We start from the raw sequence: 13,527 nt of genomic DNA, 5'->3' as shown, positions 1-13,527 counted from the left end.
ATACTGTCACAATGTCCCTCGGGGACTTCCGTTCCGGCGGGTTATGAAATGATTTTGTTTGCCTCGGATGGAACAAATTGGCGCGCCGCAGCGCGCCAATGCCGGAGATCAATATCCAGGGAGATCAAATATCCAGGTTGGCGACCGACAAGGCGTTGTCCTGGATGAACTCCCGCCTCGGCTCCACCTCGTCGCCCATCAGCCGCGAGAACAGACTGTCCGCGTCGGTGGCGTCGTTGACCTTGACCTGCAGCAGCGACCGCACATTCGGGTCAAGCGTGGTTTCCCAGAGCTGTTCGGCGTTCATCTCGCCGAGACCCTTGTAGCGCTGCATGGTCAGCCCCTTGCGGCCGGTCGCAAAGACCGCGTTGAGCAGCGCCAGCGGCCCCGAGATGGTTTCGGCGACATCCTTGCGGCGCAGCACCGGCGGCGTCCCGTAGACCTCGCTGAGGCGCTGTGCGTAGCGGTCGAGCTGACGGGCATCGGCCGAATTGATCAGCGCCAGGTCGAGATGCGCGTATTCCTTGACGCTGCGCACCGTACGCTCGAACACATAGCCACCGACGCCTTCGTTCGAAGTCGACATGCGGCCGGTCCAGCCGCGCTCGGTATCCTCGGCGATGATGTCGAGGCGTTTTGCAATCCGCTCCGCCATGGCATCGGCGCGGCCGAGATCTGTGAAGACGTCGGGGTTGAGCCCGCCGGCGATCGCCGCCTGTTCGACCACGCCTCTGTTGTAGCGCGTGTGCAGCCCGTTGATCAGCTGCCGCACCGCCAGCGCATCGTCGATGGCGCTGCGCAGATCCTGTCCGGTGCGAACTTCGCCCGAGCCCAGAGAAAGCGATGCTTCTTCGAGCCCCGAGCCGATCAGGAACTCCTCGAAGGCGCTCTCGTCCTTGATGTATTGCGAGCTCTTGCCGCGCGTCACTTTGTAGAGCGGCGGCTGGGCGATGTAGAGATGGCCGCGCTCGATCAGTTCCGGCATCTGCCGGAAGAAGAAGGTGAGCAGCAAGGTGCGGATATGGGCGCCGTCCACGTCGGCGTCGGTCATCAGGATGATCTTGTGGTAGCGCAGCTTGTCGGCGTTGAACTCGTCCTTGCCGATCGAGGTGCCGAGCGCGGTGATCAGCGTGCCGATCATGTCGGAGCCGAGCATGCGGTCGAAGCGGGCCCGTTCGACATTGAGGATCTTGCCGCGCAGTGGCAGGATCGCCTGGTTCTGGCGCGAACGGCCGCCCTTGGCCGAGCCGCCGGCGGAATCGCCCTCGACGATGAAGATTTCGGATTTCGCCGGGTCGCGCTCCTGGCAGTCGGCCAGCTTGCCGGGCAGCGAGGTGACGCCGAGCGAGCTCTTGCGGGTGATGTCGCGCGCCTTGCGCGCGGCTTCACGCGCCGCCGCGGCCTGGATCACCTTCTCGATGACCACCTTGCCCTCGCTCGGGTGTTCTTCCAGCCAGGTGCCGAGCGCTTCGTTGACAAGCCCTTCGACAACCGGACGGACTTCCGACGAGACCAGCTTGTCCTTGGTCTGCGACGAGAACTTTGGATCGGGAACCTTGACCGACAGCACCGCCGTCAGGCCTTCGCGGCAGTCGTCGCCGATCAGCGAGACCTTTTCCTTCTTGGTCAGGCCCGAGGAATCGCCATAGCCGGTGATCTGACGGGTCAGCGCACCGCGGAAACCGGCCAGATGGGTGCCGCCGTCGCGCTGCGGGATGTTGTTGGTGAAGGCCAGCACGTTCTCGTGGTAGCTGTCGTTCCACCACATCGCCACTTCGACGGTGATGCCGTCGCGCTCGGCCTTGATGGCGACCGGTTTGTCGATCAGCGGTTTCTTGACGCGGTCGAGATATTTGACGAATTCCTCGAGGCCGCCATCATAGTGCAGTTCATGGCGCACGATGTCGGCATGGCGGGCATCGGTCAAAACGATGCGCACGCCGGAATTGAGGAAGGCGAGTTCGCGCAGCCGGTGTTCCAGCGTGCCGAAGTCGAATTCGACCATGGTGAAGGTTTCGGCCGACGGGAAGAAGGTGATCTCGCTGCCGCTGCGCCCTTCATAGGTGCCGGCAACCTTGTGCTGTTCGTAGCTGCCGGTGGCCTTCAGCGGCGCGTCGGCATTGCCGTGCGTGAAGCTCATCTCGAAGATCTGGCCGTTGCGGCGGATCTTCAATTTCAGCCATGCCGAAAGCGCGTTGACCACCGAGACGCCGACGCCATGCAGGCCGCCCGACACCTTGTAGGAATTCTGGTCGAACTTGCCGCCGGCATGCAGCTGCGTCATGATCACTTCGGCCGCGGAAATGCCTTCGCCGGTGTGGATATCGGTCGGAATGCCGCGGCCATTGTCGATCACGGTGACCGAACCATCGGGGTTGAGCGTCACCGTGACGAGGTCGGCATGACCGGCCAGGGCCTCGTCGATAGCGTTGTCGACCACCTCATAGACCATGTGATGCAGGCCGGAACCGTCGTCGGTGTCGCCGATATACATGCCGGGGCGTTTGCGGACGGCATCCAACCCCTTCAAAACCTTGATGGAATCGGCGCCGTATTCGGCTTCAGCGCCGTTGTTGTTGTCGATCTGATCGCTCATGAAAACCTGTTGTCTGGATGCCGCTTGCACGGTGCTAAAAATCGGCCCCGAATCGCGCCTCTGATATTGCCTAGATATAGGCGCTAAAGGCGGTTTTTCCAAGGTTTGCAGGCATTTCCGGGCCGAATCCCGAGCCGGCAGCCGGCTATTTTTTTCGAGCGCCGAATTTGGCGAGAAGGCCGCGCAAATATTTGATCGTGGATTTATCTCTGGGCGCCAGCCGGCCCGTGCGGTCGAGCTCCAGTGTCAGGTCCAGCGCCTTGGTCAGGACAGCCTTCGGATCCTTCGCGACATACGCATAGTTGATGTAGGCCTGTACCAGATCAAATTGCCAGATCGCATTGTTCGGATCGGACTTGGCCAGTCGCTGGCGGATGTCGAGGCTGGCTTCAAAGGCCTCGCTGGAGCCCTCAAAATGACGCTGTTTGGTCTCCAGCATGCCAATCTCCGAGAGCGTAATCGACAGGTCGCGTTGCCAGTCGGAATTGGCTGGGTCTAGCTTGGCCAGCCGGTCGGCGATGGCAAGACTGTCCCGATAATTTTGCAGTGCGCCGCTGACATCGCCCTGGACATCAAGCACACCGGCAACCTTTTCCAGACAGACCGACAGGTCGCGCTGCCAGTCTGCGTTGCTCGGATCGCTCGTTGCAAGATCACGCGCTATGGCCAGCGCTTGCTGATAGGAAGCAAGTGCTGGCGGCCAGTTCTTCTGGTCGCGGAGAGCATTGCCGATCTTGGAGTAACCAATCGACAGGTCGCGCTTCAAGTCGGTATCGTTGGGGTCGCGGCGCACCAGCTCTTCGGCGATCGCCTGGCTCTTGTTGAAGGCCGCGAGCGCACCGGTGGCGTCGCCGCGCTCCCGCAGCAGATCACCGATCCTGGTTTGGCTGACTGAGACAGCGCGTTGGCGTCGCGCGTCATCGGGCTTGTTCTCGGCCAGCGCCAACCGAATTCTCAGGCTCTCTTCCAACGCTGTCTGGGCGCCATCCAACTGACCGGCAGTACGGGCAAGTTCGCCGATTTCGTCATAGGTGATTGTCAGATCATTGAGCAGATCGGCGCGGCCCGGCTCCGCATCGGCCAACTGTTGCTTGATCGAGAGGCTTTGTTGATAGGCTTGGGCCGCGGCGCTCACATCGCCTTGCGTCGCCAGAACGTTGCCGATCTTGTCGTTGGCCATGGCAAGATCGCCGAGCCAGTCCTTCTTGTCCGGCACATTTGTGGTCAGGTCCTGCAGCATGTCCCTGGCCGCCTCATAGTTTTCCAGGGAGGTTGGCAGGTCGCCTTGCGCCATCCTTATGTTGGCGAGCTTGATATGGCTGATGGCGAGATCGCGTTTGACGCTGGGATCGGTTTCCTGAAGCGATCGCTGCTCGAGGTTGGCCAACAGTGCGGAAAAGGCGCGGCCGGCCGCCTCGATATTGCCGACCGTCGTATAGAGAACACCGAGTTCCTCCAGCGTGCGGCTCTGGCGGTCGGCCTGTTCCAGGCTGAGCGAGGTCTGCCCGGCCTCGCCATAGAGGGCCAGCACCAATTCATAGTCGCTGATGGCCGTGGCGTAGTCGAGGTCCGCGCGCGCCGCACCACCGGAGAGAAAACGCGTCGCGGCTTCGGAAAGCGTGCGGCTGACGAAGTTGGCCTTCAAGGCGTTGCTTGAGACACTGTCAATGTCGGCGGCCTTGGCAAGCATCGCGCGTGCGCCATCGAAGGCACCGAGCGAAAGCTGCTCCGCGGCCTGCCGGCGCAATTCCGTCACTTGCGGATCGTCGGCCGCGAGCGTTTTCATTTCGCTGCGCACCTTGACGAAGGCGTCGGCCGCTTCACGCAGCCGGGCATTCAGACTGTCCGCCGACAAATGGCTGGTGTCGGAACCGATCAGCGCGCCATAGAGCGGCGCCAGCGGCATGTCGGCGTCGCTGGCGATCTGTTCCACCTGGCCGCGCATTTCCGGCGTCACGTCGGCCATGGCGAGCAGCAGGCGTTCGCGCTCCGGCAACTGCTCCTTGGCCGCGGCGGCAAAGAACAGTTTCGGCAGGCCGCTCTCGACATAAGGCAGCTGTTTTCCGCGCGACAGGTCATAGACCTCCTGCTGCACCAGCGTCAGCACCGAGCGGATCTCGAGCCCGTCGGTGCCAAGATATTTGGTCAACGCCGTCGTGAATGGCGAATTCTGGCCGGTTCCGTCGGCGGCCGTCTCGCCGGGGGCGGCCGAGAAGGCGAACAGGATGTTCTCCGCGCGGCCAATCCGTCCGAGACCTGGCTTGACCTTGTCGGCGACATCCTTTGCCAATGAGGTCGCGCCGCGCCCTTCTCCGCTGCTTCCCGTGAAGGGGTCACTTCGGCAGGCGTCGAGCACGATCAGTCCGACCTTGGCGGTGGCGGCGACCGCGTCGCGCACGTCCTCCAGCGGCAGGCTGGTCTTTTCCAGTGCATCGAGCGACGAGGCGTCGGCATCGATCGGCAGCAGCCGGTTGTCGCCTGAGATTTCGACGCCATGGCCGGAGAAATAGACTAGCGCCACGTCGGCGCCCTTGGCATCCTCGCGAAAATCGTCGAGCGCACGCCGCATGCTCCTGAGATCGCGATTGGTTTCGAGGACGACCTCGAAGCCGAGCTTCTTCAGCGCTGCTTCCATCGCTTCGCCGTCATTGAGGGGATTGGCGAGCGGCCGGACCAGGCGATAGTCGTCGTCGGCGATGACCAGCGCCACGCGCCGCTCCGCCAACGCCGTGGCGGTGGTCGCGAACATCAGCAGCAAGGCAAACAGCAAGCGCAAGTCGAACCGCCCCCGGCTCATTCATTTGCGCGAACATTCCACCTCTTTATGGCGCGAGCAAGCCGCGCCTTTGGCCGAAACCGGCTCTTCAGGCGGCCCGCATCGGTTTCAGCGCCTCGCTCCAGCGCAACAGCTCGTCCAGCATGGTCCTGGTTCCGCCCTGCACCTGCTCGCTCGGTCGGAAAGAGCCGTCGGACTCGAGCAGTTTCTGATAGAGCGGCAGCCCAACGCCTTCGGGGATCGGCATGATGCCCACCGAAGTCAGCAGCGGCTTGAGCGCCTGCGCTGCGCGCAGGCCGCCGGAGACGCCGCCATAGCTGAAGATGGCGGCGGGTTTGTATTTCCACTCGCGCGCCAGATAGTCGATGGCGTTGATGATCGCCGGAGCGGCGAAATAATTGTATTCCGGCGCCACGAAGACGAAGGCGTCGGCGGCATCGATCGCCTTCGACCAGGCCTTGGTGTGGTCGTTCTGATAGTTGCCAAGCTTGGGGTGATGCGGCTCGTCCAGAACCGGCAGATTGAACGCGGCGATGTCGGTCAGCACCGGTTCGAATTTCCCGTGCTCGCGCGCGAATGCCTCCAGCCATTCGGCAAAAACCGGTCCGGCACGGCCGGGCCGCGTGCTGCCGATGATGATGTTCAACTGGTGCTTCAAGGCGGGCTCCTTCGATTGGCAGTATCTGTTGGTGACTGTCACTAGGGCAGAGCATCCTTTGGGACAAGGCGAGGTCGCCGGCGCAGCGGTCACGATCAGATGAACAGATTGCCTGAGTTCGCGTCTTGGCTGCCGCGGTTTCGGTCTGCGTTTCGGTCACATGGACGCCTGGATTGCCAGCCACTACATTGAGGTATCAGCGGAGCACTCCATGGACGTCCAGCCCGCCCCCTTCGTTCCCCCGGCGCCAAAGCCGCGCACGACGCCGCCCTCGACGCTGGAGATGATCCGCATCGTCTACCGCAACCCTCTCGAACTGTGGGGCGAGCATACCTACAACGAGCCCTGGATTTCGGTGAATGGCATTGGTGGACATCTGGTCGTCGCCAACGATCCCGGCCTCATCCGTCACGTGCTGGTCGACAACGCCAAGAACTACAAGATGGCGACGGTGCGCCAGAAGATCCTGCGGCCGATACTCCGCGACGGCCTGCTGACCGCCGAGGGCGAGGTCTGGAAGCGTTCGCGCAAGGCGATGGCGCCGGTGTTCACACCGCGCCACATCTTCGGCTTCGCCGAGCCGATGCTCAGGCGCACGCAAGAGTTCGTCACCCGCTACGAGCGTGGGGGCACATCCGACATCGCCCATGACATGACGCTGCTCACTTACGACATCCTGGCCGAGACGCTGTTTTCCGGCGAGATCGCTGGCCAGCCGGGCAGTTTTGCCAATGAGATCGACCGGCTGTTCGAGACCATGGGCCGCGTCGATCCGCTCGACCTGTTGCGCGCGCCCGATTGGCTGCCACGGCTCACCCGCATCCGTGGTCGCAAGACCATGGCCTATTTCCGCAAGATCGTCACCGACACGGTCAAAATGCGCGAACAGAAATTCAAGCGCGACCCCGAGGCCGTGCCGCAGGATTTCCTGACGCTCCTGCTCAAGGCCGAGGGGCCCGACGGGCTGACGCGGGCCGAGGTCGAGGATAACATCATCACCTTCATCGGCGCCGGCCACGAGACCACGGCGCGTGCACTCGGCTGGACGCTTTACTGTCTCGCGGAATCGCCATGGGAGCGCGACAGGGTCGAGCAGGAGATTGACCGGGTGCTGGCGCGCGAGCCCGATCCGACGAAATGGCTCGACGCGATGCCGTCCACGCGCGCGGCTTTCGACGAGGCGCTCAGGCTCTATCCGCCGGCGCCGTCGATCAATCGCGAGCCGATCGAGCCGGAAATGTGGAAGGATCTTTACATCCCGAAATACGCTGCGGTGCTGGTCATGCCATGGGTCGTCCATCGCCACAGGAAGCTGTGGGACCGCCCTGACGCCTTTATGCCGGAGCGCTTCCACCAGGGAAACCGCGAGAAGATCGATCGCTTCCAGTATCTGCCGTTTGGCGCGGGCCCACGCGTCTGCATCGGTGCCAGCTTCGCCATGCAGGAGGCGATCATCGCGCTCGCCATCATGCTGTCGCGCTTCCGCTTCGACACCACGGCCGAGACGAAACCCTGGCCGGTGCAGAAGCTGACCACGCAGCCGCAAGGCGGATTGCCGATGCAGGTCACGCCGCGTTAGAGCAGCTCTCCGTTTCACGGAAACGGCGAACGGCTCTAACTCTTTGTTTTGACGCAATTCCCTAAGGGAAAGCGCTACGCGCGTGCATTGACTTATGCTGCGGGCTTGCGCTGCTGGAACTGGCCGGCGGCGCGGAAGCGCCAGAGGTAGCTGGGCAGGATCGTGGCGATCGATTGCGGCTGGATGCCAAGCCCGGCCAATGTCCGGTTGGCCTTGGCCGCCGCGTCCGAAACGACGTTGTGCTCGCGCAGCTGCATCACCTGGTCCTTGGTCAGCAGCGGATTGGGCAGGAGGCCGAGGATCGAGGCCTGCATATTCGCCACCCACCATGGCACCGGCACCAGCAGGCGCTTGCGTTCGGTGACCTCAAGCAGTTCTTCCATGCATTCCTTGAAGGTCAGCACCTTGGGGCCGCCAAGCTCGTAGATCTGGCCGCCATCGACCTTGCCGTCGACGGAGCGTGCCACCGCTTCGGCGACGTCGCCGACATAGACCGGCTGGAACTTGGTCTGGCCGCCGCCGATCAGCGGCAGCACCGGCGAATAGCGCGCCATGTTGGCGAAGCGGTTGAAGAAACTGTCCTCGGGCCCGAAAATGATCGACGGCCGGAAGATCACGGCGTCCCTGATCGTCTCCAGGACGGCCTTTTCGCCAAGCGCCTTGGTGCGTGCGTAGTCCGATCCGGAGTCTAGATCGGCACCAAGCGCTGAAATATGGGTGAGGCCGGCGCCGACGGCGCGCGCCGCTTCGGCCATCGCGCGGGCGCCGAACTCATGCACCGTGGAGAACTTCTGCCGGCCGCTCTGATGCAGGATGGCGACCAGATTGACGACATGGTCGGCACCTTGCACGGCGCGGTCGACCGACCAGCGGACGCGCACATTGGCCTGCACCGGCTGGATCTGGCCGACATTGCCGAGCGGCTGGAGGTGGCCGGCGAGATCAGGCCGCCGGCAGGCAACCCGGATGCGATAGCCGCGTTTGGCCAGCGCGCGCACGACATGGCGGCCGACAAAGCCTGAGCCGCCAAAGACGACGACGAGCTTTGGGGTCTGCAGGATTTCGGTCATGGCTGGCTCCGGCGCTCGCAAGGTTAGCTGAAGCCGTTTCATAATCCGTTTCGCGCCAAAGGCAAAGGGCGACGCGTGGTCGCGTCACCCCTGTTTCGATCTGTTAGAACGCCTTGCCGATGCGGGCGTCGACTGAGTGGCGGTTGCCGCCTCGAATGACGAAGAAGAGCAGCATCGCCACCCACAGAAGCGACTTCTCGGCACCCGAAAAGCCCTGGCTCATCGTGACCCAGTGGAACCAGACCGTGACCAGCAGCACAAACAGGCCAGCAAAGGCGGCCGGCCGCGTTAAAAGGCCGATGGCAATGAAGATGCCGCCGAAGAATTCCGTGCAGGCCAGAAGCAACGACCACAAGGCGCCGGGATAGAAGCCGAGGCCCTCGACCATTTCGGCGGCGCCGAAAGGATTGGTGATCTTCTGCGAGCCATGGATGGCCAGGAACGCACCGGCGACGACGCGAAGAACGGTTTCACCGGCGTCATGCAGCGACGAATACAGGCGGCCAAGCACTGGAACGATCAGCTTGCCGCGGGAGGCGTCAGTGGTCACGGACATCGTAGCTCCTGTTTTTGTGATAGTCCCTTGCAAACGCCCGATGGCTCCCATCAAGTCAAGTTAACAAAAGTTAACTTTCATCATCATGTTTGGGGCCATAGAACGAAACACAGAAAACCCCGCCGCAGCGGGGTTTTCCGGGTGACATCATGCGAAGCCAGGGGCCGACGGAGCGGCCTGACCTGAGACGGTATCAGGAGGGCGTGAAGCAAGTACGCCCACCCCAGCCCTGGACATCCGACATGGTGCCGCCAACCTTCTTGCAGGCCGCGATGAAATCGGCGCTGCAGTTGGCGAATTTTGCATGGCCGTTCTTGCAGTAATGATCCTCGGTGGCGCCGCCGCTCGGAGCGGCGATGACGCCGGGCGCGGACGGCTTGACCGGCGAGGCCTTCAAGGAGGCAGCCTGTGTGGCGCCCATGAACGAGCCGAGAAGAAGGACGGCGGTCAGCATGGTGAGCTTGGTGTTGGTCATGGCAATTTCCTTTTGATTTGGGTGGGTTTTCGAGGCGCAAAGGGACATCCCCTGCGTGAAACAGGCTTTCGCTTTCGGGTTGCTGTTCCCCTCGGTGTGGATCGGGCAAGCTCGCCTTGCCCTGGACATAGCTGGGTCGCTGCGATGCGCTGAAAGGTTCAGCAGCACGCAAAGAAAATTTGCACCGCAGCTCGCCTTGGGCGGACAGTCTTCAGATAACTAGCTGACAAATAAGCGGATTATTCAGGAAGAATAACGTGCGGCGAATTCGGAAATGCGCTGCACCACCGCCTTTGGCGCGGTGATGCCCCGCGCCTGCGCCTTTTCGGCGGCTTCGGCCCGGGCACGCCCGGGCACATGCACGCCGAAGCGCCGCCGCAGCCGGTCGAGCTGGTCCTTCATGCGCTGCTCGAAGTCGGGATCGAGCAGCTTGGGCTCGACGGCAAGCACGAACAGCCCGGTTCCTGGACTGTCCGGCCCGCCGGTGAACCATGGCGCGTCGAGCGACCAGTTGGCGCCCGACAGGCCCGCCGCCAGCACTTCGACCATCAGCGCGATGTTGGCGCCGCGCTGGCCGCCGAAGGCAAGCATGGCGCCCTTCATGGCTGCGGCCGGATCGGTGGTCGGGTTGCCGCTCGCGTCCAGCGCCCAGCCTTCGGGGATCTTTTTGCCGTCTTCCGCCGCCTTGCGGATGTTGACGAAGGCGGTGGCGCTCGACGACTGGTCGATGACCAGCGGCGCGCCGTCGGCGGCAGGTGCTGCAAACGACATCGGGTTGGTGCAGTAGACCGGCTTGACCGAGCCCGAGCCGGCGAGCACCGCCGGGCCATTGGTGGCGGCGAACGACACCAGCCCAAGTTCTGCCAGCCTGCCGGTGAAGTAGCCGAGCGCGCCGCATGTATAGGCATTCTTCTGCGAGAAGATGGCGACACCGAACAGCTTTGCCGCCTTGGCGAGGTCGTCGATGGTGCGGTCGAAGCCGGTATGCGCCAGCCCGCCGCGCGCGTCGGAGAGATAGACCGCCAGCGCCGGCCTGGTGATCACCGGGTCGGCATTGCCGTCGATGCGTCCGGCTTCAAGCGCCTCGAGATAATCGATGAAATGCGACAGCCCGACGGTCGAAAGCCCTTCCGACTCGGCGGCGATGATCGAGGCGGTGAGCGATTGCGCCGCTTCCTCATTGGCGCCGGCGCCAAGCGCCGCCATCCGGCAAAGTCCTTTTGCCTGGTCGAGACTGAGTTGCATCATGGCTGCCTCTAAGCGAGTAGGGAGTGGTGGCTAGTGAATAGAGGATGCGGCGCGCCGCTTCTACCCGCTATTCGCTGCTGGCTGCTCGCTAGCCGATCTTGTTGGGGATCCGCGCCTCGATCCTGCTGAAGGCGAAGACCAGGATGCCGGTGATCGTCATGTAGATCAGCGCCAGCAGCAGCAAGGGTTCGTAGGTCAGGTAGGTGTCCTGCCGCACCTTGGACGAAACGGCGAAGATATCGATGACGCTGATCGTTGCCACCAACGGCGTCGACTTCAATTGCAGCACGGTTTCGCCGGTCAGCGTCGGCAGCGCACGATAGAACGCTTGTGGCAGCCAGATGCGCCGAAATGTCTTCCAGCGGGTCATGCCGAAGGCGCGGGCGGCCTCGAGCTGGCCCTTGGGAACGCCGGCAAAGGCGCCGCGCATCACCTCGCCCTCATACCCGGCGAAAGACAAGGTCAGTGCCAGCACGCCATAAGGCCAGGCTTGCCGCAGATACGGCCACATCCAGGATTCGCGGATCCACGGATATTGCGGAAACAGCGAGCCGAGGCCGTAATAGAGCAGCCACAGCTGGATCAGCAGCGGCGTGCCCCGGATCACCGTGCAGAAGACCTTGGCCGGTGCGGCGAACCAGAAGGAGCCGGTCGCCTGCGCCAGCCCCAGCGGCACGGCGAGCAGGAAGCCCAACACGCAGGTGACGGCCAGGATCCACAGCGAGCGCCAGATGCCCAGCAATCCCATTTCATAATACTGCGGCAGCCAGTCCCACCGCATGAAAAAGGTGGCCCCCAGGACCAGCCCCAACGCCACAAGGATCAGCACAATGCGGTGCGGCTGCAACCAGAGCGACGTTCGCGCGACGATATTGATAATGGCCGTTTCACCGGTCATCAGCGCGCCTCCTTGAGCGAAGGCATGCCGCGCCGCGACCAGGCCTCGATACGGCCGATGATCAGATTGGAAAACAGCGACAGCAGCAGATAGAGCACGCCGGCTGCGAAAAAGAAGGTGAAATAGGCTTTGGTGACGCCCGCGGCCTGCCGCGTTGCCAGCGCCAGTTCATAGAAGCCGACGACCGCCAGCAGCGCGGTGTCCTTGGTGGCGATCAGCCAGAGATTGGCGAGGCCCGGTATGGCGAAGGGCAGCATGGCCGGCAAGGTGATGCGCCGTAGCAGTAGGCCGGGAGACATTCCATAGGCACGGGCGGCTTCGATCTGGCCTTGCGGAATGGCCAGGATCGCGCCGCGTATCACTTCGGTCGAATAGGCGCCCTGGACAAATCCGAGCACGGCGATGCCGGCGGCAAGGCCGCTGATGTCGACGCGCTGATAACCCATTGCCGTCAGCGCCTGGTTGATCAGGTCGGTTCCGGCATAATACAGCAGCAGGATCAGCACCAGTTCGGGCACGGCGCGCACGATGGTGGTGTAGACGGCCAGGAGATCGCGTACCACCGGCCCGCCATAGAGCTTGCCATAGGCGCCGCCGGTGCCGATCAGAAGGCCGAGGCACGTGGCGCCCAGCGCGATCTCGATCGAATGGAGCAATCCAACCAAGAGAGCTCCGCCCCAGCCCGGCGGGTAGGGCGAGAGAAGCTCGATGATGCCGGCCGCGGAGGCCGAAAGAAGTGCGTCGATCAGCGTCGTCCCCGAATTGCTGGCGTCAGCCGCTGTCAATTCTCGTCAGCGGAAAGCGTGCGTGGACAGGTTCCGGCGAAACCGCACGGCGCGATGCCGTGCGGTTGTTGCTCATGCGTGGACGACGTCAGTTCGACTGCGTCGGGCCGCCGTAAATGTCGAAATCGAAGTACTTCTTCGAGATTTCGTCATACTTGCCGTTGGCGCGGATGGCCTTGATGCCGGCGTTGATCTTGTCCTTCAGCTCGGTGTCCTCCTTGCGCACGCCCGCGCCGACGCCCGGTCCGAGCACTTCATCGTCCGGAGCCACCATGCCCTTGAGGTCGCAGCACGCCTTGCCCTGGTCCGACTTGAGGAATTCGCCAAGCGCGATGGAATCGGCCTGCACCGCGTCGAGACGGCCGGCGGCAAGATCGTTGTTGGCCTCGTCCTGGGTCTGGTATTCCTTGATCTCGGCCGCCTCGGTGAAGTGCTTCTTGGCGTAGACGGCATGCACGGTCGACACCTGAACCCCGACCACCTTGCCCTTGAGGTCCGCGGGAGCGGGCCCGAATTTCTGGTCCTTGGGACCGATGATCGCGGTTGGCGTGTTGTAATATTTGTCGGAGAAGTCGATCGTCTTCTGGCGCTCGGCGGTGATCGACATCGAGCTGGCGATGACATCGATCTTCTTTGTCGTCAGCGCCGGGATGATGCCGTCCCAGGCAACCGGGGTGATGACGCAGTCGAGTTTCTCTTCGGCGCAGACGGCGTCGATGAAATCGATCTCCCAGCCAACCCACTTGCCCGAAGCATCCGGCGAGGTGAAGGGTGGATAGGGCTCGGCGGCGACGCCGATCTTGACCGGATCGGCCTTGGCCACGCCCATGGCGGCGACGCCCAGCAGCAGCGCTGCGGCAAATGTCTTCAGAACAGTCTTCATTTC

General features: G+C 63.1%; 11 protein-coding genes. 1 reads left to right on the top strand and 10 read right to left on the bottom strand.

Translation table 11 applies throughout. From position 1 onward, the window contains the following. Window positions 1–124: 124 nt before the first annotated feature. From gyrB to AC07FD_RS05805, 3 genes are all read right to left on the bottom strand, one after another. On the bottom strand, window positions 125–2,596 hold the full coding sequence (gene gyrB / locus AC07FD_RS05815) for a DNA topoisomerase (ATP-hydrolyzing) subunit B (protein WP_095082955.1): 2,472 nt from the start codon (window positions 2,594–2,596) through the stop codon (window positions 125–127). 145 nt (window positions 2,597–2,741) lie between these two features. Then, a complete protein-coding gene (locus tag AC07FD_RS05810; protein WP_478349054.1) occupies window positions 2,742–5,372 on the bottom strand; it encodes a caspase family protein in 2,631 nt (876 codons plus the stop codon). An 88-nt stretch (window positions 5,373–5,460) separates the two neighbouring features. Then, a complete protein-coding gene (locus AC07FD_RS05805; RefSeq protein ID WP_478349053.1) occupies window positions 5,461–6,030 on the bottom strand; it encodes an NADPH-dependent FMN reductase in 570 nt (189 codons plus the stop codon). 211 nt (window positions 6,031–6,241) lie between these two features. On the opposite strand from AC07FD_RS05805, the gene AC07FD_RS05800 reads away from it, so the two are divergent. Next, a complete protein-coding gene (locus AC07FD_RS05800) occupies window positions 6,242–7,609 on the top strand; it encodes a cytochrome P450 (RefSeq protein ID WP_478349052.1) in 1,368 nt (455 codons plus the stop codon). Window positions 7,610–7,701: 92 nt separating this feature from the next. Here the strand turns inward: AC07FD_RS05800 and AC07FD_RS05795 are convergent, their stop codons facing one another. From AC07FD_RS05795 to AC07FD_RS05765, 7 genes are all read right to left on the bottom strand, one after another. Further along, a complete protein-coding gene (locus tag AC07FD_RS05795; protein ID WP_478349051.1) occupies window positions 7,702–8,679 on the bottom strand; it encodes a complex I NDUFA9 subunit family protein in 978 nt (325 codons plus the stop codon). 103 nt (window positions 8,680–8,782) lie between these two features. Further along, a complete protein-coding gene (locus tag AC07FD_RS05790; RefSeq protein WP_478349050.1) occupies window positions 8,783–9,235 on the bottom strand; it encodes a DoxX family protein in 453 nt (150 codons plus the stop codon). Window positions 9,236–9,428: 193 nt separating this feature from the next. Next, on the bottom strand, window positions 9,429–9,710 hold the full coding sequence (locus tag AC07FD_RS05785) for a hypothetical protein (protein WP_478349049.1): 282 nt from the start codon (window positions 9,708–9,710) through the stop codon (window positions 9,429–9,431). Between the two features lie 243 nt (window positions 9,711–9,953). Next, window positions 9,954–10,955, bottom strand: a complete 1,002-nt coding sequence (locus AC07FD_RS05780; RefSeq protein WP_167392072.1) for an Ldh family oxidoreductase — start codon at window positions 10,953–10,955, stop codon at window positions 9,954–9,956. A gap of 91 nt (window positions 10,956–11,046) precedes the next feature. Continuing rightward, window positions 11,047–11,856, bottom strand: coding sequence for an ABC transporter permease (locus AC07FD_RS05775; RefSeq protein ID WP_095082939.1), 810 nt, complete (start codon window positions 11,854–11,856; stop codon window positions 11,047–11,049). Continuing rightward, entirely contained in the window at window positions 11,856–12,569 is a 714-nt protein-coding gene (locus tag AC07FD_RS05770; RefSeq protein WP_206073704.1) for an ABC transporter permease, read from the bottom strand. The genes AC07FD_RS05775 and AC07FD_RS05770 overlap by 1 nt, the downstream gene beginning before the upstream one ends. A gap of 160 nt (window positions 12,570–12,729) precedes the next feature. Further along, window positions 12,730–13,524, bottom strand: coding sequence for a transporter substrate-binding domain-containing protein (locus AC07FD_RS05765; protein WP_095082937.1), 795 nt, complete (start codon window positions 13,522–13,524; stop codon window positions 12,730–12,732). Window positions 13,525–13,527 lie beyond the last annotated feature (3 nt).

Source organism: Mesorhizobium waitakense, assembly GCF_056431085.1.
This window is presented reverse-complemented; position numbering and strand designations above follow the sequence as displayed.